The organism is Paenibacillus sp. HW567, assembly GCF_000374185.1.
Taxonomy (GTDB): Bacteria; Bacillota; Bacilli; order Paenibacillales; family Paenibacillaceae; genus Paenibacillus_AQ.
Genome location: NZ_KB910518.1, coordinates 328,935 through 353,658 on the forward strand (window position 1 = coordinate 328,935; position 24,724 = coordinate 353,658).

Below are 24,724 nucleotides of genomic sequence, written 5' to 3' on the forward strand. Positions count from 1 at the left end.
TGACAACAGAAAGGTAGGACCACATGGAAATTATGTCTCCGCACAATACGCGGGTAAAGGAATGGGCCGGGCTGCAGGAGAAAAAGCACCGCGACAAAGCCCGTAAATATATTGTGGAAGGCATTCACCTGGTGCAGGAGGCGCTGCTGGCCGAAGCCGATGTGGAATGCCTGGCTTATGATCTTGACAAAGGCATGCCCGCTGAGCTGAAGCCTCATCTTCAGTCCGTGCAGGGCCTGGAAGTAATCGGTGTCTCGGCAGCGGTTATTGCCAAATGCAGCAGCACGGGAACGCCGCAGCCGGTATTTGCCATTGTGCGCAAGGAGCAGATGGGCTTGGAAGCCATCCTGGACAAGCAGGATAGCTGGGTTATCGTGCTGGACGGGGTTCAGGACCCCGGCAACGTGGGGACCATCATCCGCAGCGCAGATGCCGCGGGCGCGGACGGAGTGATCCTCGGCCAAGGCTGCGCCGATCTGTATAATCCCAAGACCATCCGTTCCACGATGGGCTCGATGTTCCATCTCCCGGTAGTGGAGGGAGACTTGAGCGTTATTCTGCCGCAGGCACGGAAGCGCGGCGCCCTGCTGGTCAGCACTTCACTGACGGGAGTGGATTCCTGCTACACCCATGATTTTCACGGCAGCCAGTGGCTGCTGATCGGCAGCGAAGGCCAGGGCATCTCGCCGCAAACCGCCGCCCTCGTCGACAAGAGCATCATCATCCCGATGGCCGGCCGCGCCGAATCGCTAAACGCAGCGATGGCGGCAACAATCCTGCTGTTCGAGGGGATGCGGCAGCGTGGGGCGGCTGTGTAGCACCGGAATCGCTTGTGAGTTGTAATTCACTTTGTCACCGTTTGGAACGTAGTTTGGCACAGATTTGGAATGATTTTTGTCACAGCAAACTCAGTCCTGATAATCAAGAAACCCTTGATATATCAGGACTTTTTTTGAAATTATTGATATCTGATCATATGATCTCTGGGGATGGGAAGAAAATGAATGATTCTGGATTTAAAGTGAATTATCAAGAGAGTTTCTACACTCGAAATAACCGCAGATTATATAGCAAATATTCGCAGAAGGGTACTCCGGGCGTAATCTTCATAGCTGGGTTAGGCGATAGTTGTGAAATATGGAGTGCGGTTCAGGACCGTATATCGTTGTTAACGTCAACCCTTTCTTATGACAGGGCTGGCGTGGGGAGGAGCGAAGAAACATCTGTTCCGAGGACGTGCATGGATTTGGTGGAGGAGCTTTCTGGACTTATACAGGCGCTTAAGATAGAGCCGCCCTATATTTTGGTGGGGCATTCATTCGGCGGATTAGTGGCCCGGTTATATTCAAGCCTTTATCCTCAATATATTTCCGGAATGGTTCTGGTTGACGCGGCTCCAGAATATAAGGAACTTGCGTATGATAGGGTATTGCCGGTGAAGCTCGCCGGGGAGAATAGAGAATATTACCTAAATCCTATGTTGAACCTTGAAAAGATAGATAAGGTTACGAGCTATAAGCAAATCGTTGATCATTCCTGTCAAACCGACATTCCTCTCTCCATCATAACCAGAGGTTTGCCGGATGGGGATGAGGGGGAATGGCCTGGATTGGAAATTCTGAAAATTGAACAAAAGCTGCAATCAGAATTCCAGCGTTTATCAACCGCCAGCAGTCTGAGAATCGCTAGTAACAGCGGACATTATATTCATCACGATGAGCCGGAAATTGTAATTGAGGAGATCATGAACATGTTGCAGACGATGCCTCAATGATCTGCCACAAGCAGGGCTGACTCACAGGCAGAGTTTTCTGCGAATGAGACAGCCCTTGTTGTATTCAACAGCTCATCTTAACGAGCGGGTGTTAACTTGACCTGGTAGTGCGGAATAGCCTCGATACGGTGAAACACCGCAATTTCAATGCCTTCAAATCGTTCCACTTGTGCCTGATTGATAAAGGTATGGACGGTTCCTTGCCGCAGAGGAGTAATTTGCAGATGCAGATCTGCATGCTCAAGCTGATTGGCAAAGTCTTTTAGTCCGATAGACCAGGTCTTTCCAAAATGAATGTGGTCCGTCAGCAACTGATTGTTCAAGTAGGCTTCAGCCACATCACCGTCGTAATCGACCTCCAGCCACACATTTTCTACATAGGACGGCCAATCTCCGGAAAATTGCAGAAGTGCGGATTTGTCCGAAGGCTTGATAATGCTCATTTGCGCTTGACAATCGGGAAGGCTGATCTCGAAGGTGCGGAATAAGCCTTCTTCGCCGGCAAGCTTCAGCTCTCCCGAATCTGTCAGTAGCCCTGCCTCAGGCGCGGGGTACAAGGAAACCGAGATACGGCTCTGACCCGGGGAGGTACAGATCAGCCGGTGATTGTGCACGACCATCGAGCTTTCTGATATAACCAGCGTCTTCTGCCCCCATAAGTCGAAACGATAAGTATTTAAGGCTTCTTTGCGGGTAAGTGTCAGCAGACGTACTTTTTGACCCCCGGCTGTGTTGATGAGGATGTGATGCTCTTTGCCAACGGCTGGCTGAATGACCACCATCTCTTCGTGATCCGTAACTGTGCTGTCTCCCGGATTCATGTGTGAAATGCTGGATTTCAGCAGCACGTATTCCGGTTCCAGTCCGGTATGTGCATAGAAGACGACCACATGCTCATCCGCTTGCTGCACTTCCGTGAGCAACTGGGCAGTTGCGCTGATCAGTGAAACACCATGAAGATTCAACTGAAACGGAAGCACGACTCCTGCACCGCCCGGAAGGATAGCTTCACCGGATTTTGGAACAGACACCACACCCTGTGCGGTCTCAAGCTCAATGCGGAATGGCCGGTCAGGCATGTCCACCTGGTCCTGGAAGTTGTTCAGAAATATAAACCCTGAGCCCTCCTTGTGCCGGACACTCCAGCGCAGTGTTTCTGTATCTTCCGGCTTCAGCTCAGATTGTCCCGCTGGAAGCACAGTGGCCATAGGTGCCAGCACGCTGCCAAATGACTCAAGGAACAGGGAGAGAGAGCGGATTCGATGATAGGATTCGCCGACTCTGCCGAATTCACCAAGCGGAGATTGATAGTCATAGGTTATTTTGGGAAGATACTGTTCGTTCAGGAAGCTTCTTTTACCAACCGGATTTGAACCGCCATGATACATGTAATAACCAAGCAGATTGCTGCCGCTGGCGAGCTTCACCAAGGTCATTGCCTCTATACTATCGGCAGGAACTGAAGGACGGGCATTATAGCTGACCTGCATCCCTCCAGCCATCTCGCAATAAGCGACGGGATAATCACGGGCGTCAAAATTCACAGGCTCAGCCGGCAGAATCCGCAGATCCCTGTATAGAAATTCTCCGCTTGGCGGCTGATTCGGAATCCATGAAGTGTAGGCATAGCCGGCCAGCATAGGAAGAAAGCCTTCTTCCGGAATGGCCGCGCCGCCCCAGGCGGTAACGGTGAAGAACAAAGGGCGGATACCTGCATCTTCTGCGATCCTCCGAAGCTCCGCAAGGTGAAGATTGCCTCCTGTGCCGGAGCTAAGGAATTTCCCCGCTTTATAGCCCCAGGCATCATTGGGCGCTCCGCAGTGCATGAACTCATTCTCCAATTGAACCGCGATGACAGGACCGCCTTCCTGGAACAGGCTTCCTTTCATCTGCATGGCTATCTCCCGGTACAGTCTTCTAGCGAGTACCAAGTAACCGGGATCATTTGAACGGATTTCAATCGGCTTGGCGAACACCCAGTCCGGAATTCCGCCATTGCGGACTTCCCCGTGACAGAACGGGCCAATCCGCAAAATGAGCGGATAATCATGTTTTGCGCACAGGTCGATGAAGTGCCTTAGATTGCGGTTGCCGCTCCAGTCAAAAACGCCCTCCTCCTCCTCATGGAAATTCCAGAAAATATAGGTCGCTACAATATGAACACCGCCGGCCTTCATTTTGAGCAGCTCTTCTTCCCAATGCAAATAAGAAAAACGCGAGAAGTGGAATTCACCTACAACCGGAATAAAAGGCTCACCGTTCTTGGTCATGTAGTAGTTGGTGAAGCCAAAGGATTCGCCCTTAGAGTTGCCTCCGCTGTTAGCACCCATTTTGCCGGGCTGGATGTCCAAGCTAACCTCACCTGTAAGTAAGAGTTTTGATATAACAGTCATTGATTGTCTGTCCTCCCTGTGATATGTTGTTTGCGATCAATTCTACTGAGATCGGATATTCATAATTGCTGATTCTCTTTTAATTTATGCATTATTTCAGAATGCGGGGTAGTGAGGAAATGGCTAATAAACAAACCGATTATGCTATTCATGGTGAGCGGCCTTATGGCATTCTTATCGCTGGCCACTATGCTGAGGAGCCGGGTTATTCTATCCATCGGCCTTCGGGCAGTGTCGATTGGCTGTTAATGTATACGCTTTCGGGTGAAGGTGAAATCCAGAGGCCAGAGGGAACTGTCACGTGCGGCCCGGGAGATCTGGCAGTGCTCCTGCCGGGGATGCCTCATCATTACGGGACGAGGGGGAGCAGATGGGAATTTATCTGGGTCCATTTTATTCCTGATCCGCAGTGGCTGACATGGCTTAAGCTGCCGCTAATGTCTGAGCTTTTTGCTTATAAGCATCTTCCGGCCGGCGAGCTGCGCAGTAATGTTGAGGACGGGCTGGTGCGTATGGCCCTGAATGATCTTCCGGCAGGAAGATCCGAGCTGCACCGCAAGCTGTCCGAGCTGGCGCTGGAAGAAGCGCTTATTCACCTTCAGCTTCACTGCAACACGGAATACCACTCCTCTATGGACCCGCGGGTCGCGGAGATTCTGCAGCATTTGCAGCAGTTCCCGGCGGCGAAGATCAGCATTCCCGAGCTTGCCAAGCGAAGCTGTCTCTCTCCGTCGCGGTTGTCACATCTGTTCAAGGAGCAGGTAGGAGATACGATCTTAAATACGGTTTGTAAATTCCGGCTGGAGAGGGCGGCTCAACTGCTGTCAGGAACGACCCGACAGGTAGCGGAAATTGCTTCTGACGTAGGCTATGATTGCTCCATACATTTTACCCGCAAGTTTCGGGAGGCCTTTGGGGAGACGCCGTCCGGGTACAGAAAACGGAAAAATCAGGTAACTTGAAAGGAACGTGCTTGAATGAGAGATGATATGAATATTTATAACTCCCGGTATAAAAGCTTGTCTTCAGTTGTCCTCGAAACCGGAAAGGTCCGTATTGAAATAGTGCCTCAGCTTGGAGCCAAGCTGGTATCACTCATTTATAAGCCGTCAGGAAAAGAATGGCTTGCGGATTCCACAGAACCTCAGTTGAATCAGGTACAATACGGGGACTCTTTTGCCAATGGAGGGATGTGCGGATGGGACGAGTGTTTTCCTACGATTGATGCTTGCCGGACAGGGGAGCATGGAGCGATAAATCTGCCTGATCACGGCGAAGTATGGTCTCTGCCCTGGGACCTTCGGATTGAGGAGGGGAGAATCGTATGTTCAGTCGCAGGCAGACAATTGCCGTATAAGCTGACTAGGCAGACTGAATTCGTCAATACAAACACAGTGAAGTTTTCTTATAGGGTAGAGAACAGGGGCAGCCTTCCATTCCCGTTCATGTGGGTAGCCCATCCGCAGTTCAGGGTCACTGAACCGACGCGCATACTGCTTCCTGGCGGCATGAGCAATCTGCTCTGTGTATATGGAGGAGCTGAAGGGGGCGGCGGCCCGGGATTCACCGTGCCAAACCGCTGGATAGTGGATGACGTAACGGATAGAACCGGCCTGAAATTCTATTACCCGTATCCGGTAACCGAAGGATGGTCGGGGCTTATGGGCGAGCATTCCCGAAATTATGTAATCCTGACCACCGCAAGCGGGAAGGTGCCCTACTTGGGGATATGGATAGATAAAGGCCTTTTTAATAAAAAATCCATTGTCGCACTTGAGCCAGCCATCGGTTACTACGATTCTCTGGAACGGACCGTAGCAAACAGGACCGCTGTAGAGCTGCCGCCTGGGGCGGAATATAACTGGGAACTGGAAATTTCGTTGGGCCAGCTTGGCTTGCATGAATCCTTTTCAAAATCTTAATATAATCCATCACTTCCCGTATTTCGTCAATTGGAACCTCCTTCGCCAGAGGATACAGTATAACTATCAAGGCAAGGGAGGCGAATGCAGACATGACTAAAGAAACAATAAATCACAAGCCGGAGGCTAATCAGATGGCATCCGGTAATGTGCAGGTATGGGAAACGAATGTGCTGATTCCTACGTATGAGGCGGGGGCGGCTGACCCCAATCCTATGTTTCTGGAGAAGAGAGTATATCAAGGAAGCTCGGGACGCGTGTATCCTCACCCGGTAATCGAGAGCATCTCGGACGTGAAGACTGATAAGAACTACAAGCTGGTTATTCTGGAGAACGAATATGTGCGGATTGAGATTATGCCGGAGATCGGCGGAAGAATCTACCGGGCACTGGATAAGACCAATAACTATGATTTTGTCTACTATAACCGGGTGATCAAGCCAGCGCTGGTGGGCCTGGCAGGACCGTGGATTTCCGGAGGCATTGAGTTCAACTGGCCGCAGCATCATCGTCCGAACACGTTTGGTCCGGTGGAATACCGGTATGAGCAGGCCGGGGATGGAAGCGCTACAGTATGGGTGAGTGAAATTGACCGGATGTACGGCACCAAGGTTACCGCTGCATTCAAGCTGTATCCCGGGAAGGCTTATCTTGAGATTAACGCCCAATTGTATAACCGGACCCCGGAGCCGCAGACCTTCCTCTGGTGGGCTAATCCGGCAGTAGCGGTCAATGATCACACCCAATCCGTGTTTCCTCCTGACGTGACCGCTGTATTTGATCATGGCAAGAGAGATGTCTCCCGCTTCCCTATCGCTACCGGAACCTATTACAAGCAGGATTATTCTGAAGGGGTGGACATTTCCCGCTATAAAAACATTCCGGTTCCGACCTCATATATGGCCTATAAATCGGATTATAATTTCGTCGGCGGGTATGATCACGGAGTCCAGGCAGGACTGCTGCATGTGGCAAATCACCATATCTCGCCGGGTAAAAAGCAATGGACTTGGGGATGCGGGGAGTTTGGACAGGCGTGGGATCGTCAATTGACGGATGAGGACGGCCCATATATTGAACTTATGACCGGCGTATACACAGACAACCAGCCCGACTTTACATGGCTGCAGCCCTATGAGGAAAAGACCTTCACCCAATATTTCATGCCATACAAAAACATCGGTGTGGTGAAGAATGCTTCGATTGAAGCGGCGGTTAATCTGGAGGTGGATGCCGCAGCGGGTCAAGCCGTTATCCAGGTGTACGCTACCTCTCTGCTGGAGCAGGCAACGGTGGAGCTGAAGGGGGCAAGCCGTCAATATCTACAGAAAATTGTTCCATTGTCTCCAAAAGACCCTTTCAAGGCGGTCGTCCCTCTGGATGCGGGTGAGCAGGAGTTTGATTTGAAGCTGTCCGTCAGAGCTGCGGATGGCAGATTGTTAATATCGTATCAACCGAAACGTCCTGATATTGAGAGAGTCCCTGATGCCGCGAAGCCGCTCGCAGAGCCGCATGAGCTGCGCTCGACCGAAGAACTGTATCTGGCGGGACTGCATCTGGAGCAATACCGGCACGCCACGTTTGAACCTGAGGCCTATTACTTGGAAGGTCTAAAGCGGGACAGAGGGGATATCCGGCTGAATGTGGCTTATGGAACTCTGCTGCTCCGCCGGGGATTGTATACTGAGAGCGAACAGTATTTCCGAACAGCCATTGAACGTCTGACCTGGAGAAATCCCAACCCGTATGACAGTGAAGCGTATTACCAGCTAGGTGTGGCGCTGCGGGGTCAGAATCGCTTGGAGGAGGCTTATACGGCTTTCCACAAAGCGGTCTGGTCCTCTGCCTGGCAGGATGCAGGCTACTTCTCTCTGGCGCAGATTGCCAGTCAGAAGGGGGAATATGCTGAAGCGCTTGATCTGGTGGAACGCTCGCTGATCCGCAATTCACGCAATTATAAGGCCCGTAATCTTAAGGCGGCTATGCTGCGCAAGCTGGGGCTTCTTGATCAGGCAAAGGCATTTGCGCTTGAAACATCTGAACTCGATATCGCTGACTTCGGTGCATATAACGAGCAGGCGCTGGCACTCGGAGCCTTGGAAGAGACTGCGGCTGCACAAGAGGTTCTGCACGGACTGAATCTCCTGATGCGAAATGACGCGCACAATTATCTGAATCTGATCTCCGACTATATGAGCTGCGGTCTTCTGGAAGAGGCTATTGTAGTAGGTAAAAGAGCGGTTCAGGGCGGAAACTCCGTGTATCCGATGCTGCATTATGCACTGGGTGAGCTGTATGCACTAGCGGGTCAGCCTGAGCAAGCGGAAGATCAGCGCCGTGCCGGCCAAGTGGCTGATCCTGCGTATTGCTTCCCTAATACCTTGTTCGAGCTTGATCTGCTGGAAAGCACCGTAAAAGCCAGTCCCGAAGATGACCGGGCGTACTATTACCTTGGCAACTTTTATTATGATAAAAAACGTCCGGAAGAGGCTATTGCATGCTGGGAGCGTTCCCGCGAGCTTCGGGGAGATTTCGCCACGGTTCACCGCAACCTGGGGCTTGCCTATTTCAATAAGCAGAGCAACCCGCAGGCGGCATTGGTTTCGCTGGAGCAAGCGTATGCCTGCTCGCCAGAGGATGTGCGGATTCTGTTCGAACTGGATCAGCTCCGCAAGAAGCTCGCTTGGATGTCCCGGGAGCGTCTCGGCATTCTTGAATCCAAGCGCAGCCAGGTTGAGCAGCGGGATGATCTTTTTGTGGAATATGTCACCTTATTGAATAATCTTGACCGGTACGAGGAAGCCATTGAAGCATTAAGCTCACGGAATTTCCATCCTTGGGAAGGCGGGGAAGGCAAGGTAACCGGACAGTACAAACTGGCTCATACCGAGCTTGGAAAAACGTGCATTCAGCAAGGCCGCTACAGGGAAGCTGTCGCCCATTTCCAGCAAGCGCTGGTATATCCGCTCAACCTGGGTGAAGGCAAACTGGAGGGTGCCCAGGAGAACAATATTTATTATTATCTGGGTGTGGCATACGAAGGTCTGAAGCTGGAGAAGGAAGCTTTGGAGAGCTACACGGCAGCTTCACAGGGTCTGGAGGAGCCTGCAAGCGCAATGTTCTATAATGATCAGCCGCCGGAAATGATTTTCTATCAAGGGCTCGCCTGGTTGAAGCTCTACAATGAAAAGGAAGCGAAACGCCGCTTTAATAAATTGATTGATTTTGCAGAGAAGCATATTTTTGATGAGATCAAAATTGATTATTTTGCAGTGTCTCTTCCGGATTTCCTGGTGTTTGAGGATGATCTGGACCGCCGCAATGTCATTCATTGCCGGTATATGCGGGGACTCGGGCTGCTCGGGCTTGGCCTTGTCAAAGAAGCGGCAGCAGAGCTGGAGACCGCCCTGGAAATGGAGCCGAATCATCAAGGAGCGATTATCCACCACCGGTTATGCAGCACAGAAACGAACTGACTTGATGCGATTACAATATATAGGCGGAAGGTTGCGGATATCTTGATCACAGAAGGGCGCTACGCAGTAAGACTGGAGGAGGGCTGGAGCTTCCAGCCTGATCCTCTGAACCAAGGAGAACGGGAAGGATGGCCGGCTAACGGCTTGCCTTCTCCGGCCGCTGTATCTGTTCCGCATACCTGGAATGTTCAGGAAGGTCTTGAGGAATACCGCGGGGCAGGATGGTACGAGCAAATATTAAATATTCCTGAGGAATGGACCGGCTGCCGGATACGAATCCGGTTTGAAGCGGTTTACCGCGACAAGGACATATGGGTGAATGGCGTCCAAGCAGGCAGCCATTACAATTCGGGCTATACCCCGTTTGAAGTCGATCTTACCCCGCATATTCTCATTGCTGCCGGGAACCGGATTGTAATTAAAGTAGACAATGCGAACAGTGATGCGGCATTGCCTAAAGGGGGCAGCTTTGACTGGGCGGATGACGGCGGCCTGATACGGCCGTTAACCCTTATCGTAACGGGCCGTACAGCCGTGGAACAGGTCCGGGTGGAGCCTAAGGTTATCTTTGCTGATAATGGCAACAGCGCAGGTGGCAAACTATCCGCCCACATTAAGCTGTGTGAACCGGGCGAGACCGTCAGTGCAGACATCGCCGTTTACCGGAACGAAGCCCGGATTTGGCAAGGGACCCAAGAAGTGCAGGCTGGAGTCCCGGCATGGGGAGTTGCTGATATCGAGCTGCCTGAAGTCGATCTGTGGCATTTTGACCAACCTCATTTATATCAGCTTGAGGTTGTTCTGCGCAAGGGAGACAAGGTTCAGGATCGTGTTCTCCGCACCTTTGGCTTCCGTGAGATTGTGGTGAAGGGCCATGAGCTTTGGCTGAACCGTGAACCGGTCCGTCTGATGGGTGTGGAGTGGATGCCCGGCTCTCATCCTGATGTTGGGATGGCAGAGCGAATAGAGGACCTGACCGCCATGCTGGAAAGGCTAAAAGAGGCAAACTGTGTAATCACGCGATTCCACTGGCAGCAAGGCAATGATCTGCTGGACTGGTGTGACCGTAACGGCCTATTGGTGCAGGAGGAAATTCCGCATTGGCAGCAGCCGGCAGAGCCGGACAATGACACATTCATGCTGGCGATGGCTCAAGCCAGGGAGATGATCATGGATCATTCTCACCATCCGTGTATTTTTGCCTGGGGAATGGGAAATGAGCTGGATGGCCAATCCGAAGTGACCCTGCGTTACATGGAGCGGCTCAAACAGGAGATTGTGCAGCTAGACTCTACCCGGCTCGTCAATTATGTGAGCAACACGCTTCAGCTTCAGCCGGCCAAGGACGCGACAGGTGCCGGAGATATGCTGATGTGGAACGATTATATCGGAACCTGGCATGGGGATTTGGATGAAAATGAAGTGATCCGGCAGATTATTGCTGACCATCCGGCTAGGCCGATGGTTGTCGCTGAATATGGTCTGTGTGAACCTGCATATGAAGGCGGCGATGCCAGAAGAATTAACATTCTTCTGGACAAAACAGAAATATACCGCCGTTATCCTCAATTTGCAGCATTAATATTTTTCAGCCTGAACGATTACCGTACTCAAATGGGGGAGGACGGAGAGGGCAGAATGAGGCAAAGGATTCATGGCTCGCTTGATATTTACAACCGGACGAAGCCATCGTTTGCCGCCTTGCGCGAGCTTTCGTCACCGCTTATGCTGGCCGGGGAGCCGGTATGGAAGGACGGCGGGCTTGAGGTGACTCTGAAATGCCGGGCCGATATTCCTTGCTATGCTGTTAAAGGTTATACTCTAACTGTCTCCCCTGCGGATGGCCGGGCAAGCAAGCTGGTAATACCCGATTTATATCCCGGAGATATCAAGACCATGCATATCCCGTTACCGTCGGGTGCTGCTCATAACCAAACGTTGTCCATTCAACGTCCTGCCGGCTTCAGTGTGCTGGAACGGCAATTGGACTGATCGAAGCAACCCCTTTGTATCATGCGTAAAGAAGTCATCTATACAGATGGCTTCTTTACGCTGTTGATCGGAGGGTTTTTTTTAGTTACTCAAAGCTGTTTTTGTTGTTCCGATACATATTGGGAGTTGTCCCCGTCAGTGCTTTAAATACCCGGTAAAAATGCGTTGGTGTATCAAAGCCGCATATCTCGGAGATGAGACTCACATTATCCTCCGTCTCCAGCAGCAGCTCTTTTGCCTTAATAATACGCTTGGCATTGATATAACTGGTGATATTCATCGAGGTCAGCTTCTTGAACAGACGGGAAAAATGAGGCGCTGAGACATTGGCATCGGCGGCTAAAGACGCCAGACTGCATTCGCGTTCCGGGTGCTCGTCAATTTTTCTCAGAGCATTCATCATCCAGGAGGGAGCGATCCGCGGGCTTTTGGGGTGAGTATGGATGTTTACCATAAGGTGCCGGTTATAGCGTAACAGCAGTTGATTCAGGCTGATTAACAGCGATTCCCGGTAGCCGATGCTGCGGGTATTCAGCTCTTCTGACATCAGGGCCAGCGTCTCCTCTGTCCGTAGTTTCAGATTTTCGGGCAAGGTGAACTTGTATGATGATTGCTGCCTTGCGATTTCGAAGCATAACAGGTGGGAATAGGAGTCATCCAAAGTGGTTCTGGAAACCAAAGCAGGCGCAAAAAATATAGCGGAAGAAACGATGGGATTGTGATAATCAGGCAGGGAATGATGAATGGTATTGCCCGGAATTACAAACAAATCTCCAGGCTGCTGTTCATACCAGGTGTTATCAATGAAAAAAATACCGTTTCCCTGATGAATATAGACAAGCTCATACCGGTCATGGATGTGATCCGGGAGCTCGTTATCCTGATTCTTGGCCGTTTGATAGACCAGCTCATACGGAAACAAAGGGTCACCGTAAAATGGTTTGCGAATCGGCTTCATTTGCAAGGTCCCTCTTTTTAATAACGGATAAAAGATGAGTGTATAATATCAAATATTGTTATAAACATGCAAGAAACAGACATTACAATAACTTTAATTTTGATATATTCTTTTAAAAAAGAAACCTTTACTTTTCAGCAGAGAGACTACTTAAAGGATGTGATAACGTGAGAATTGACTCCCATCAGCATTATTGGAAGATTTCCCGGGGGGATTATGGCTGGATCACACCGGCGCTTCCAGTGCTGTATCGCGATTTTATGCCGGACGATTTGGAAGCGGTATTACAACGGCATGAGCTGGATGGAAGTATTCTGGTTCAGGCTGCGCCTACCGCAGAAGAGACGGAATTTATCCTGTCTATCGCAGATCGTCATTCATCCGTATTAGGGGTTGTGGGATGGCTGGATTTATTTGATCCCGGGCACCGCCTGCAGTATGAAATCTACCGCCGGAACCCCAAATTCGCCGGTTTTCGGCTAATGATTCAAGATATGCCGGATGCGTCCCGTATTCTGGAACCGGACTTTCTGGAGGCGCTTCGCGGTTATGCGGCGGAGAAGGTTCCTGTTGATCTGCTGGTGGTATCAGGCCAGTTGGAGTTCGTGCTTCCGATGCTGCGGCAGCTTCCAGAGCTGCATGCCGTTATCGACCATATTGCCAAACCTTCCATTAAACAAGCGGAGATCGAGCCGTGGTTTTCTTATATGGAAGAAATATCACGTTTTCCTAATATCTATTGCAAGCTGTCCGGTATGGTGACTGAAGCCGATGCACAGACATGGAAGCTTGAGGATTTTACCCCTTATATAAGCCGGGTGCTGGAGCTGTTTGGCCCGGATAGAGTTATGTTTGGCAGCGACTGGCCTGTATGCCTGCTGGCTGCTGAATACGGGGAGGTTGTCGAGATTTTACTTCGTTCTTTACCGGATAGCTGGGGGGAGCAGGAACAAGCGCGTCTATTCGGCCTGAATGCAAAGGAGTTCTATCAACTATGAGCAGCCTGAATACGGTTCACCCGGAAGGGTTGGAACAGATACGAACGCTGCCGGTAACTGTCCTGCAGATTGGCGAAGGGAACTTTTTGCGCGGTTTTTTTGACTGGATGATGAACGAATGCATCAGGCGGAATCTATTCCCGGGGAGTATCGCCGTGATGCAGCCCCGTCCTTCAGGACAAGACAGTATTGCCAGACTGGCTTCCCAGGATGGCTTGTACACGCTGGTGACACGCGGTTTGGAAGCAGGAGTCCCTGTCAGCAGGACAGAGATCATTTCCGTGTTCTCGAAGGTATTCGATCCCTATACGGAGTGGGAAGAATTCAAGAGATTGGCCGTTAGCCCCGGGCTCCGGGTTGTTGTGTCCAACACGACGGAAGCGGGACTAAGCTATCTGCCGGAACCGCTAGGCTCAGGTCCGATTCTTTCGTTCCCGGGCAAAATAGCCTATCTGCTGTATTTAAGATACACGGCTTACCCGGATTCAAGCAGTCATGGACTGATCTTTCTTCCCTGTGAGCTGCTGGAGCGTAATGGAGAAGCCTTGCGCGATGCTGTGCTTAAATATGCCGACGATTGGGGATTTTCGGCTGAATTCAAGGAATGGGTCATCCGCCACAACCGTTTTCTGAATTCACTGGTTGACCGAATTGTTACAGGGTACCCGGAAGAAGCCCAAGCGGAGGCCTGGTTCGAAGAATGGGGATACCGGGACCGCATGCTGTGTACGGCAGAGCCGTATCATCTCTGGGCGATTGAAGCGGAACCGGAGCTTGGCAAGCTGCTTCCTTTTCATGAAGCGGGACTTAATGTGCATTGGACGAACGATCTTGTTCCTTTTCAGCAGCGGAAGGTGAGAATACTGAACGGCATGCATACCTGGATGGCTCCGCTTGGACTGTTGTACGGTGTAGGTCATGTGCGTGAGCTGCTGGAGCATGAAGAACTGGGAGAACGCCTTCGGCTGCTGGCGGGTAGAGAGATTATTCCGGCGCTTCCCTATCCCGCAGAAGAAATGGAGGCCTACGCGGCAGAGGTTCGGGACCGCTTCGCGAACCCGCACATTGTCCATCGGCTGTCTGCTATCGCCATGAATTCGCTGAGCAAGTTCAGAATACGGCTGCTTCCTTCACTGGCCTGGTATGAAGAGCAGGGGCGGGCTGTGCCTGAACAATTGATGCTGGGACTTGCCGGGTTGTTGCGTTATTACAAAGTAAACCGTGAGCCGGACGGGACATTCACCGGAACGGCTTTTAACGGGCAGAGCTATACCGTCAGCGATAATGCGGCGCAGCTTGAACGAATGGCTGAGATCTGGAGCTGCGCATCGGCAGCAGGAGAAGCATTAAGCCAGACCGTAAATGTTCTGCTGGCTGAGGAATTATTCTGGGGCCAATCGCTCGCGGAATGGGCCTGTCTCGCCGATAACGTGACGGCCTGGCTGACTACTTGGGAAAGGATGAATACGGCATGAGCGATTGGGTACGGCTGTCGCAAAGGGATCAAGTGGTGATCGCATTGCGCTCTTTTCAAGCCGGAGAAAGACTGGAAGTTGAAGAAGGCGCAGAAATCGTTATTCAAGAGGATGTTGCCAAAGGACATAAGATTCTGACCGTTCCTGTATCAGAGGGTGAAGATATCTTGAAGTTCGGGTACTCCATTGGGAAAGCAAAGGCTGATCTGGAGCCGGGAGTCTGGGTGCACACGCATAATTTGCGTACAGGACTTTCCGGGATACTGGATTACCGTTATGAGCCGAAGCCGGTAGAATTTCAAGCTGCCCCCACCGGTTCGGGTGTGTTCCAAGGATATGTGCGCTCAAACGGCGAGGTGGGTATCCGCAACGAAATCTGGATCATCAACACAGTGGGATGCATTAATAAAACCTGTGAAATTCTGGCCCGGAGAGGCGCAGAGAAGTTTCGGGACCGGGTAGACGGTGTCTATCATTTCGCCCATCCTTACGGCTGCTCTCAGCTTGGCGATGACTTGGTTCATACGGCACAGCTTCTGGCTTCGCTCGTCAATCATCCGAATGCCGCAGGGGTGCTCGTTGTAGGCTTGGGCTGCGAAAATAATCAAATCAATGACTTCCGTCAAGCCATCGGGGCTGTCGATCCGGGCCGTATCCGGTTTATGCTCTCACAGGATGAGGAGGATGAGCTGGAAACCGGAATGGCTCTAATCGAAGAGCTTGCGGATTATGCTGCGGTCTTCAAACGGGAATCCGTGCCGGTATCCAGGCTGAAGATTGGACTAAAATGCGGAGGGTCCGACGGTCTGTCCGGCATTACGGCTAACCCGCTGGCAGGCTCTATCGCGGATCGCGTTACTGCACATGGCGGAACGGCTATTCTAACTGAGGTTCCCGAAATGTTCGGAGCGGAAACCATCTTTATGAACCGGGCAAAGGACGAAGCGGTTTTTGGACAGATTGTATCGCTTATCAATGATTTCAAACAATATTTCATCCGCCATAACCAGGAGATTTATGAGAATCCATCGCCGGGGAATAAGGCTGGAGGGATAAGCACGCTGGAAGAAAAATCACTGGGCTGCACTCAAAAGGGCGGCCATGCCATTGTCAGTGATGTGGTCAGCTACGGTAAGCGCGTAACGGAAACGGGTCTTAATTTGCTTGAAGCTCCGGGCAACGACCTGGTGTCCGTGACAGCATTGTCGGCAGCAGGAGCACATCTGGTGCTGTTTACAACCGGGCGGGGCACACCTTTTGGCGGACCGGTGCCGACGGTAAAAATCTCTTCGAACAGCGAGCTTGCAGCCCGAAAACGGAACTGGATTGATTACAATGCAGGCCAGCTTCTTGAAGGCAAGACGATGAGCGGATTGACGGATGAGCTGTGGGAGCAGATCATCCGCATCGCTTCCGGCGACAGCCGGACGCTTAACGAAGTGAATGGCTTTAAAGAAATCGCCATATTTAAGGATGGGGTGACTTTATAATGAAGTATCGAAAATTGGGCAACACGGGGCTTGAAGTCTCGGCACTCAGCTTTGGCGCATCTTCTCTGGGGTCCGTATTCCGGCAGACCGATGATAAGGATAGCATCCGAACCGTCCATGCCGCCATTGATGCCGGCATTAATTACATTGATGTTTCACCTTATTATGGACTTACCAAGGCGGAGACTGTGCTTGGTCAAGCCTTATTGGAAATTCCGCGCGACAGGTTTCTCTTGTCTTCGAAAGCAGGAAGGTATGGAGAGGACACGTTTGATTTCAGTGCCAAACGTATTTTTAGCAGTGTAGACGAAAGCCTATCACGTCTTCATACCGACTATCTGGATGTGCTGTTCCTTCATGACATCGAATTTGTGCCGGCAGAGATCATTCTGGAAGAAGCCGTGCCTGCGATGCAGAAGCTGAAAGAACAAGGGAAAATCCGGTATAGCGGTATAAGCGGACTGCCGCTGCCGCTTTTTGAGAAGCTTTTGCCGCAGATTGAAGTGGATGCTATTCTCTCGTATTGCCATTATTCCTTAAATGATACGTCTTTGTTAAATCTTCTGCCTTTGCTTAACAGCCAAGGCATTGGACTTGTGAATGCTTCCCCACTGTCCATGGGCCTCTTGAGTACGCGTGAACCGGCCGCTTGGCATCCGGCACCGCAGGAATTAAAGATTGCCTGCAGACAAGCCGCAGAATATTGCGCAGATCAGGGAGTAGATATTGCGAGGCTGGCAGTCCAGTACGCTACCAGGGATGAACGTATCCCGACCACCCTGGTAAGTACCGCCAGCCCGGATAACATCACGAAGAATGCAGCCTGGTCGGATGAGCCATTGGATGAAGAGCTGCTTCGCGTTGTGCTCGAAATTCTTGCTCCGGTCCATAATCTAACCTGGGCAAGCGGACGTCCCGAATATAACGGCTTATTCGAATAGACAAGGAGATGCAGGGATCATGAGAGGAATTGTATGTGAAGAGATTGGAAGATTTGCTTATCATGAGGATCTTACAGAACCGGTAAGAGCAGAAGGTGAAGCGGTTGTCCGGATTCATCGCATCGGTATTTGCGGTACGGACTTGCACGCCTATCAGGGAAATCAGCCGTTCTTCAGCTATCCCCGCGTGCTTGGGCATGAGCTGGCCGGTATTATTGAAAGCATTGGCGCGAATGAGGCTGGGCTCCGTGCAGGTGATCAAGTAAGCATTATCCCATATATGCATTGCGGAGAGTGCCCGGCCTGCTTGAGCGGTAAAACGAATTGCTGCAAAAATATGAAGGTTTTCGGCGTGCATATTGACGGAGGCATGAGGGAACGAGTAGTTATACCTGCCCAACATTTGCTCAAAACAGAAGGCCTTACCCTGGACCAGTCCGCGATGCTTGAACCGCTTGCGATTGGGGCGCATGCCATACGCCGCTCAGGAATCCGCCCAGGGGACACCGTACTCGTTATTGGAGCTGGACCGATCGGTCTGGGCGTTATGGCTTTGGCCCGTTTTGCCGGTGCTTCTGTCATTGCAATGGATGTGAATGAGGAGCGTCTGAAGTTTTGTCAGACATGGGCTAAAGTTGAGCATACCGTTAATGCCCTTGTGTCCCCCGAAGAGCAGCTTTCCAAGCTGACGAACGGCAATCTGGCACCGGTTGTCATTGATGCGACCGGGAACGCAGGCTCCATGACCGGGGCGTTTGGATATGTCGCTCACGGCGGAACGCTAGTGTATGTTGGACTGGTAAAGAGTGATATTACTTTTAATGATCCGGATTTTCATAGCCGTGAAATGACCCTTATGGGAAGCCGCAATGCAACCAAGGAGGATTTTGATTATGTCCTGAAGGCAATAAGTGCCGGATACGCGGATATGGACCTGTATATCTCGCACCGCAGCTCCTTTGAGGATATGATATCCAAATTCGATGGCTGGCTGAAGCCAGAATCCAAAGTAATCAAAGCAATTGTTGAACTCTAGTATATTCAAAATAATGGAGGCCACCCTTAGATGAATATTCAATTTAGCTCTCCTGCGGTGCATTGGGTAGAAGCGCTGCCTGTCGGAAATGGCAGGCTCGGCGCAATGATCTTCGGCGGTATTGAGCATGAACGTCTCGCCTTGAATGAAGACACCTTGTGGTCCGGGTATCCGCGGGATTGGAATAATCCTGGAGCCAAGGAAGTTCTGCCAAAGGTAAGAGAACTCATTGCAGAGCAAAAGTACGAGGCAGCGGATCAGTTATGCAAGCAGATGATGGGCCCGTATACGCAATCCTACCTGCCATTCGGTAATTTGCAAATCTGGATGGATCACGGCCAGTTAAGCAGCGGGGATTACAGCCGGAAGCTGGATCTGTCTACAGGTATCGTAACGGTCACTTATACCATTGGAGGCGTTCGATACACCCGTGAAATATTCGCGTCATACCCGGATCAGGCAGTAATCGTCAGGCTGTCGGCGAGCAAGGAGGGAGGGCTAAGCTTCCGGGCAACCCTGGATAGTCCGATCAGGTACACGACAAGGGTGGACGGAGATCATTTTACGCTATCCGGTACAGCGCCTGAATATGTCGCTCCCAATTATTACGATGTAGAAGATCCGGTAAGGTATGGCGATCCCGAGACATCCAAAAGCTTGCGCTTTCATGGCCGGTTGGCGGCTATTCAGAAAGGCGGCGCCTTTAAGGCCGATGCAGACGGCCTCCATGTCACTGCAGCGACTGAAGCGACGCTCTACTTCAGTGCAGCGACGACGTTTGACCCCGGCATGGGTGCAATACATGCGGAGCGTAGTCCGGGACCATTGACCGCTGAGGTGATTCACTCGTTAAGCGGGAAGGGGTATGCCGAAATCCGGCAACGCCATCTGGAGGATCACCGCCGGTTATTTGACAGAGTCGATTTGCAACTAGGTGAAAGCTTGGCACCCGCTGATATGGCGACCGACCAGCGGATTGCCGAATACGGGAGCAGCGATCCCGGCCTGGTGGAGCTGCTGTTCCATTACGGCCGCTACCTGCTGATCGCAAGCTCCCGTCCGGGAACCCAGCCGGCTAATCTTCAGGGAATATGGAATCAGGATACACGTGCGCCGTGGAGCAGTAATTATACGCTTAATATCAATGCGGAAATGAACTATTGGCCGGCGGAAATCTGCAACATGGCGGAAATGCATGAGCCGCTCATTGATTATATCGGCAGACTTGCCGTTAACGGCAGGAAGACCGCAGAGATCAATTATGGGGCAAGAGGCTGGGTTGCCCACCACAATGCCGATCTGTGGGCCCAGACCGCTCCCGTAGGGGATTTTGGCGATGGCGATCCGGTGTGGGCATTCTGGACCATGGGTGGGATATGGCTGACTCAGCATCTTTGGGAGCACTATGCGTTCAGCGGGGATGAGACCTATTTGCGGGATACGGCTTATCCGGTGATGAAGGAGTCGGCACTGTTCTGTATGGACTGGCTGATTGAGAATAAGGACGGTTATCTCATAACCTCTCCCTCCACCTCCCCTGAGCATTTGTTCAAGACTCAAGAAGGGCGTTATGCCGCCGTCAGCGCAGCCGCAACCATGGATTTATCTCTGATCGCGGAGCTGTTTGAGAATTGTATCCGGTCAGCGGAGCTGCTGAAGATTGATGAAGATTTCGCTCAAAGCCTCAAGGGAGCCAAAGATAGACTGCTGCCTCTGCAAATCGGGGCCCAGGGCCGGCTTCAGGAATGGTCGGTAGATTTTGAAGATGAGGATGTCCATCACCGCCATGTCTCCCATCTGGTGGGCGTGTACCCCGGACGGCTAATTACCGGGCAATCGGCCCCCCAGCTATTTCAGGCGGCGAGAAAATCGCTTGAAATTCGTGGTGACGGGGGAACAGGCTGGAGCCTGGGCTGGAAAATCGGTCTATGGGCGAGGTTCAAGGATGGCGACCGGGCAGAGCGGCTGATCTCAAATCTCTTGAATCTGGTGAAGCCGAACGAACCGGCCAAACATGAAAAAGGCGGAGTATATCCGAATCTATTTGATGCGCATCCTCCGTTTCAAATCGACGGCAACTTTGCAGCAACGGCGGGAATCGCGGAAATGCTGCTGCAATCCCACGAGGGGTATCTTGAATTTCTGCCTGCATTGCCCGCACGCTGGCAGGAGGGCTCGGTCAAGGGATTGAGGGCCCGCGGCGGCTTTGAAGTCAGCCTGAACTGGAAGGATGGCCGGACGGCGGAAGCGGAGATTGTTGCTAATCTTGGCGGAGTATGCTCCGTCCTTGCCGACTCGCCGGTATGGGTCGGGGGAGAGGGAGCGAAGAAGCAGGTGGAGCCCTCAGACGGCCTGATTAAATTCCCGGTAACAGCCGGAGAGAAGTATGTGCTGTCTTTTACAGAATAAGTGATTGCGGCTATACACAAGATGATGATCACAAAAATTGGTATCCGATAATAATACAGCGTTGTGAAAGCAACTTGTCTTCGGATGAGTTGCTTTTTGATTTCCGGGGTGGGATTTAGCAATCAAGCCGGAGCCGTCAGGGCTGAGGCCACAGTAGGAAGCAGGCTCGCTGCATGGGAATGAAAGGGAAGGGATCTTGATAATGAAATGGGAAATGGGCACAATACGAGGGATTCTTTCTACCAGAGATAGGGAGTCGGAAGTGCTTTTGAAGATGCGGGGGCTCTACCTTTTTACAGGACTGGCTGGAGGGATCTTTAATCCTTACGTGACTTCACTGCTTGTTCATCAAGGATTGACCAGCCAGGTGATCGGGGTCATGATGGCATTTGGCACCTTGCTTGCCATTTTGGTTCAGCCCCTCTGGGGGATTATGGTAGACCGCTATCAAAGAACACGTCTGGTGCTGATCCTGACCTTGATCGTTCCGGGAACGCTGGTTTATTTTTATAACGTTAAATGGCTTGCGGTTATTATTCTGGTGTACAGCCTGTACACTATTTTTCAGAGTACCCAGACTCCAATTGCTGATTCGTATGCTGTGGAGGCTGCCCGTGCGGCGGGTACTTCCTATGGGACGATCCGGCTGTTCGGCAGTATTGGCACCGCGCTGGGAGGCTATTTTGGCGGATTATATCTCAACTGGCTGGGGATTACGGAGTTATGGATTCCGTTTCTGGTCTTTAATCTGCTTGCGCTGACTCTTGTGATCACCATTCCCACCAATGTGGACAGGAAATCTACAACCGTATCCTTTTCGCAGGGGATCAGGCAATTGCTCAGCAACCGGGTGTTTTTGCTCTTTCTGGCTGGCTGCTTTCTGGTCAACCAGACCTTAACGGCCTTTAACTCGTTTTTCGTGCTTTCTTTTCAAATGTCTGGCGGAAGCTTTGCGTGGTCCGGGATTGCCCTGCTTATTGCTTCTATAACCAATGTTCCCGCTATGCTGGCTGCATCCAAAGTACTCAGGAAATATGGCTATGAAAAAACACTCATGTTCGCTTCAACGGCTTACATGCTGCGCTGGGCGCTTCAGTGGCTGATTCCGGTCCCAGGTGTTATGATAGGAGTCCAAGTGCTGCATGGTCTTTCCTTTGGCTTTTTCTATATCGCTGCCGTGGAATATGTAGCTTCCGTAACAGGCAAAGAGCTGCAGGCCACAGGACAAAGTCTGTTTAATATGGTGTTTGTGGGCCTCGGCGGCATTATCGGGAATTTGCTGAACGGTTATTTGCTGGAGGCTGGCGGACCCGGCTTAATGTATTTCTCCTGCACAGTCAGTGCTGCGCTCGGCACATTGATGCTGTACAGGGTAAAGGTTGTATCGCACCGTAATCAATAACATCAATAGGGAAGGGGAGAGGCTATTGAAGCGCAGTTGGTACAGTCGAATGCTTTTTTCGTACTTCCCTGTCTTTCTTTTAGTGGTATCCGTATTGATTGTGCTGGCCTTTATTATCGTAACCGAGCTGTCCCGCAGCGAAACTCAAAAAGCCAACTATATCTCAACAAGCTATATTGTGGACACTGTTGAACGGTCTCTGAGCGATGTGCAGATGAGTGTGATTCAGGAAATTGAGAGCAATTATTTCTATAACGATTTTTTTGACCAATCCGGCAGTGCATATCCCGCGAACAGTTCCTACGAAATCGTGCAAAGCATGAACAACCTGGCTGAACGCTTCAGCCTGATCGACTCTATCTATCTATACCGCAACAAGGATGCGAAGATTCTAAGCCAAAGCGGGTACGTGGATCTGGAGTTTTTTCATGAAGCTGATTTTATACACCATATTCCTAAGGAAAAAGATCAGCTTGCGTGGAGCCCTGTGCGGATGTTCCAGCCAAGGAATTCCAAGCAGCCGCATCAGGTGGTCAGCCTGGTCAGAAGGCTCCCGATTCCTTATGGCTCGGAAGGTTATATTGTGATCAATGTCAATGTGTACCGTTTGGAGCGCATGGTGGACAGTCTGACGAATGGAGAATTGTCATTCCTGAGAATGAAGGATTCAGCCGGTACGCTGGTGTACGATTCCTCCGAATCAACGGGCGATAAGAATATCAGGATACTGTCTACCATAAAAGCGGAAAATTTGGGTTGGACTTTTGAGAGTGGACTCAAAGCAGGCCGGTTATTTGCCTGGATCTCAGTCATTTCCTATGTCTGGTTTATTATTGGGCTTGTAACGATCTCTTTGGGCGTACTCTATATTATATATATCACCAGGCGCAATTACAGGCCGATTCATCAGTTAATGGTGCGGATTCAATCGCTGCAGTTGCGTGGCAAGAATGAGGCTCCTGCTTCCATCGAATCGGATGAGCTGACTCTGATGCACAACGCACTGGACAAGCTGGTTCAAATAACAACCGATTACGAGCGGGAGCGCTATGAGAATCTGATTATTCAACGCAGGCAACTGTTCATGGATATTACCACCGGAGAACGGCTGAATGATATCCCGGAAAGATTGGAAACGCTGGACCCTTTTGAGGGCAAAGGGGATTTCGGTGCCTATGTTGTATTCGCGGCCGACATGAATCGTCTGGATGAATTTCAGGCGTTGTCTCTGCAGGACCAGAACCTACTGAAGTTTGCCCTGACCAATGTATTGAGCAATCTGATGGCGGAGAAGCAGATGCAGGCTTGGTCCGAGTGGATAAGCGGCCAGCGTGTGGTTACCATTATTGGACTTAGAGAACAGCAATCCACTTATGATGCAGAAAGCCTGCTTGATCTGGCGAAGAGCTGCCATAGCTGGGTACTGGAGAATCTGCGGATTTCTCTCTCGCTCGGCATCGGCTCTGTTGTCTCCCGTTGGGAGGATATCCATCTTTCTTATGCGGCAGCAGACGAGTTGCTTAGCCACAGGCTGTCGCTGGGAACCGATATTGTAGCGGATAACGCAGATCAGCCGGATGATTCAGCGATGCAGAGTTATATTTATTTCGAGGATTTCACGCAGTTGGTCCGGGAATTCCGTCTCTCAGGGGAGAACTGGCGAACCAGGCTGGTCGAATTATTCGACTCCTTCCGGAAGAACCGCTTGAAGGATAACGAGATTTACATGCTGCTGGAAGTTATGCTGCAACTGCTGGAACGGGAGTTTGGCGGGCTTTCTGAAACCCTTGACCGGCAGTTTGCGAGAGCCAGGATAGCTGACATGAAGGAGCAAATCAGAAAGTGTACTGAGCTTGAGGAGATCAGTGAAATTTTAACGGAATGGCTCAATGAGACTTACCATGTCTATGTTTCCGTGAATGAGCTGAAGAGCCACCGGGTCATGATTACCGAGGTTAAGCATTATATCGAGGAGAACTACGTTAACTCCGATCTTTCCTTGAACCATCTTAGTGAACGGTTTCGAATATCCGGCAAATATGCCAGCTATTTGTTCAAGGAAGAGTTCAACATGAAATTTGTAGATTTCCTTGCAGAGCTTCGGGTAAGCAAAGCCAAGGAATTGCTGGACCGGACAGCGGACAGTATTCAGGATATTGCCATACAGGTTGGTTACGCCAACGCCATTACCTTCGGGAGAGTCTTCAAACGGGTAACGGGAATGACACCCGGCGATCACCGGAAGCTTAAATTAAATAAAGATGACGAATAATAAAAGCGTAAATCCGGACAAGCGGCTTCGGGTTTACGCTTTTATTCAATAGGGAAATAAATACAAGTAACGAACTGTGTTATTTATATGTTAGATATATAATTGCAAAACACATGAAAGCGGTTAACTTCTGTGCGAAAATTGTATAAATGTTATGAAAAATGACACAAACCATTGAAATTCATC

16 protein-coding genes are annotated in these 24,724 nt (G+C 50.9%); 14 read left to right on the top strand and 2 right to left on the bottom strand.

Features of this window, described 5'->3' with window-relative positions:
* The first annotated feature begins 23 nt into the window (after positions 1–23).
* Complete coding sequence (locus B212_RS0101725; protein WP_019908553.1) at positions 24–818, top strand: TrmH family RNA methyltransferase; 795 nt, start codon at positions 24–26, stop codon at positions 816–818.
* 182 nt (positions 819–1,000) lie between these two features.
* Positions 1,001–1,774 (top strand): alpha/beta fold hydrolase, encoded by a 774-nt coding sequence (locus B212_RS0101730; RefSeq protein WP_051128151.1) that lies wholly within the window; start codon positions 1,001–1,003, stop codon positions 1,772–1,774.
* A gap of 77 nt (positions 1,775–1,851) precedes the next feature.
* Here B212_RS0101730 and B212_RS0101735 read toward each other — a convergent pair whose 3' ends face one another.
* On the bottom strand, positions 1,852–4,167 hold the full coding sequence (locus tag B212_RS0101735; protein ID WP_028530546.1) for a beta-galactosidase: 2,316 nt from the start codon (positions 4,165–4,167) through the stop codon (positions 1,852–1,854).
* Between the two features lie 119 nt (positions 4,168–4,286).
* Between B212_RS0101735 and B212_RS0101740 the strand changes: the two genes are divergently transcribed.
* The 4 genes from B212_RS0101740 (at position 4,287) to B212_RS0101755 (ending at position 11,557) form a co-directional block, all read left to right on the top strand.
* A complete protein-coding gene (locus tag B212_RS0101740; protein WP_019908556.1) occupies positions 4,287–5,129 on the top strand; it encodes a helix-turn-helix domain-containing protein in 843 nt (280 codons plus the stop codon).
* A gap of 15 nt (positions 5,130–5,144) precedes the next feature.
* Entirely contained in the window at positions 5,145–6,089 is a 945-nt protein-coding gene (locus B212_RS0101745; protein ID WP_019908558.1) for a hypothetical protein, read from the top strand.
* Between the two features lie 92 nt (positions 6,090–6,181).
* A complete protein-coding gene (locus B212_RS0101750) occupies positions 6,182–9,565 on the top strand; it encodes a DUF5107 domain-containing protein (RefSeq protein ID WP_019908559.1) in 3,384 nt (1,127 codons plus the stop codon).
* A 42-nt stretch (positions 9,566–9,607) separates the two neighbouring features.
* Positions 9,608–11,557: a glycoside hydrolase family 2 protein gene (locus B212_RS0101755; RefSeq protein WP_019908560.1), complete on the top strand. Its 1,950-nt coding sequence runs from the start codon at positions 9,608–9,610 to the stop codon at positions 11,555–11,557.
* A gap of 85 nt (positions 11,558–11,642) precedes the next feature.
* Here B212_RS0101755 and B212_RS0101760 read toward each other — a convergent pair whose 3' ends face one another.
* Positions 11,643–12,515 (bottom strand): AraC family transcriptional regulator, encoded by an 873-nt coding sequence (locus tag B212_RS0101760; protein ID WP_019908561.1) that lies wholly within the window; start codon positions 12,513–12,515, stop codon positions 11,643–11,645.
* A gap of 167 nt (positions 12,516–12,682) precedes the next feature.
* On the opposite strand from B212_RS0101760, the gene B212_RS0101765 reads away from it, so the two are divergent.
* The 8 genes from B212_RS0101765 to B212_RS0101800 all read left to right on the top strand — a co-directional run bounded on the left by B212_RS0101765 (position 12,683) and on the right by B212_RS0101800 (position 24,538).
* Positions 12,683–13,513 carry an amidohydrolase family protein gene (locus B212_RS0101765; protein WP_019908562.1) on the top strand — a complete coding sequence of 277 codons (831 nt, stop codon included), beginning with the start codon at positions 12,683–12,685 and terminating at the stop codon, positions 13,511–13,513.
* Positions 13,510–14,988: a tagaturonate reductase gene (locus B212_RS0101770; RefSeq protein WP_019908563.1), complete on the top strand. Its 1,479-nt coding sequence runs from the start codon at positions 13,510–13,512 to the stop codon at positions 14,986–14,988. Before B212_RS0101765 ends, B212_RS0101770 begins: the two co-directional genes overlap by 4 nt.
* On the top strand, positions 14,985–16,478 hold the full coding sequence (locus tag B212_RS0101775) for a UxaA family hydrolase (protein WP_019908565.1): 1,494 nt from the start codon (positions 14,985–14,987) through the stop codon (positions 16,476–16,478). Before B212_RS0101770 ends, B212_RS0101775 begins: the two co-directional genes overlap by 4 nt.
* On the top strand, positions 16,478–17,419 hold the full coding sequence (locus tag B212_RS0101780) for an aldo/keto reductase (protein ID WP_019908566.1): 942 nt from the start codon (positions 16,478–16,480) through the stop codon (positions 17,417–17,419). Before B212_RS0101775 ends, B212_RS0101780 begins: the two co-directional genes overlap by 1 nt.
* Positions 17,420–17,438: 19 nt before the next feature.
* Entirely contained in the window at positions 17,439–18,455 is a 1,017-nt protein-coding gene (locus tag B212_RS0101785) for a zinc-binding alcohol dehydrogenase family protein (protein WP_019908567.1), read from the top strand.
* Positions 18,456–18,485: 30 nt separating this feature from the next.
* Positions 18,486–20,864 carry a glycoside hydrolase family 95 protein gene (locus tag B212_RS0101790; RefSeq protein WP_019908568.1) on the top strand — a complete coding sequence of 793 codons (2,379 nt, stop codon included), beginning with the start codon at positions 18,486–18,488 and terminating at the stop codon, positions 20,862–20,864.
* Between the two features lie 202 nt (positions 20,865–21,066).
* Positions 21,067–22,266 carry an MFS transporter gene (locus B212_RS0101795; RefSeq protein ID WP_232231459.1) on the top strand — a complete coding sequence of 400 codons (1,200 nt, stop codon included), beginning with the start codon at positions 21,067–21,069 and terminating at the stop codon, positions 22,264–22,266.
* A gap of 25 nt (positions 22,267–22,291) precedes the next feature.
* Entirely contained in the window at positions 22,292–24,538 is a 2,247-nt protein-coding gene (locus B212_RS0101800; RefSeq protein ID WP_036667957.1) for a helix-turn-helix domain-containing protein, read from the top strand.
* The last annotated feature ends 186 nt before the right edge of the window (positions 24,539–24,724 follow it).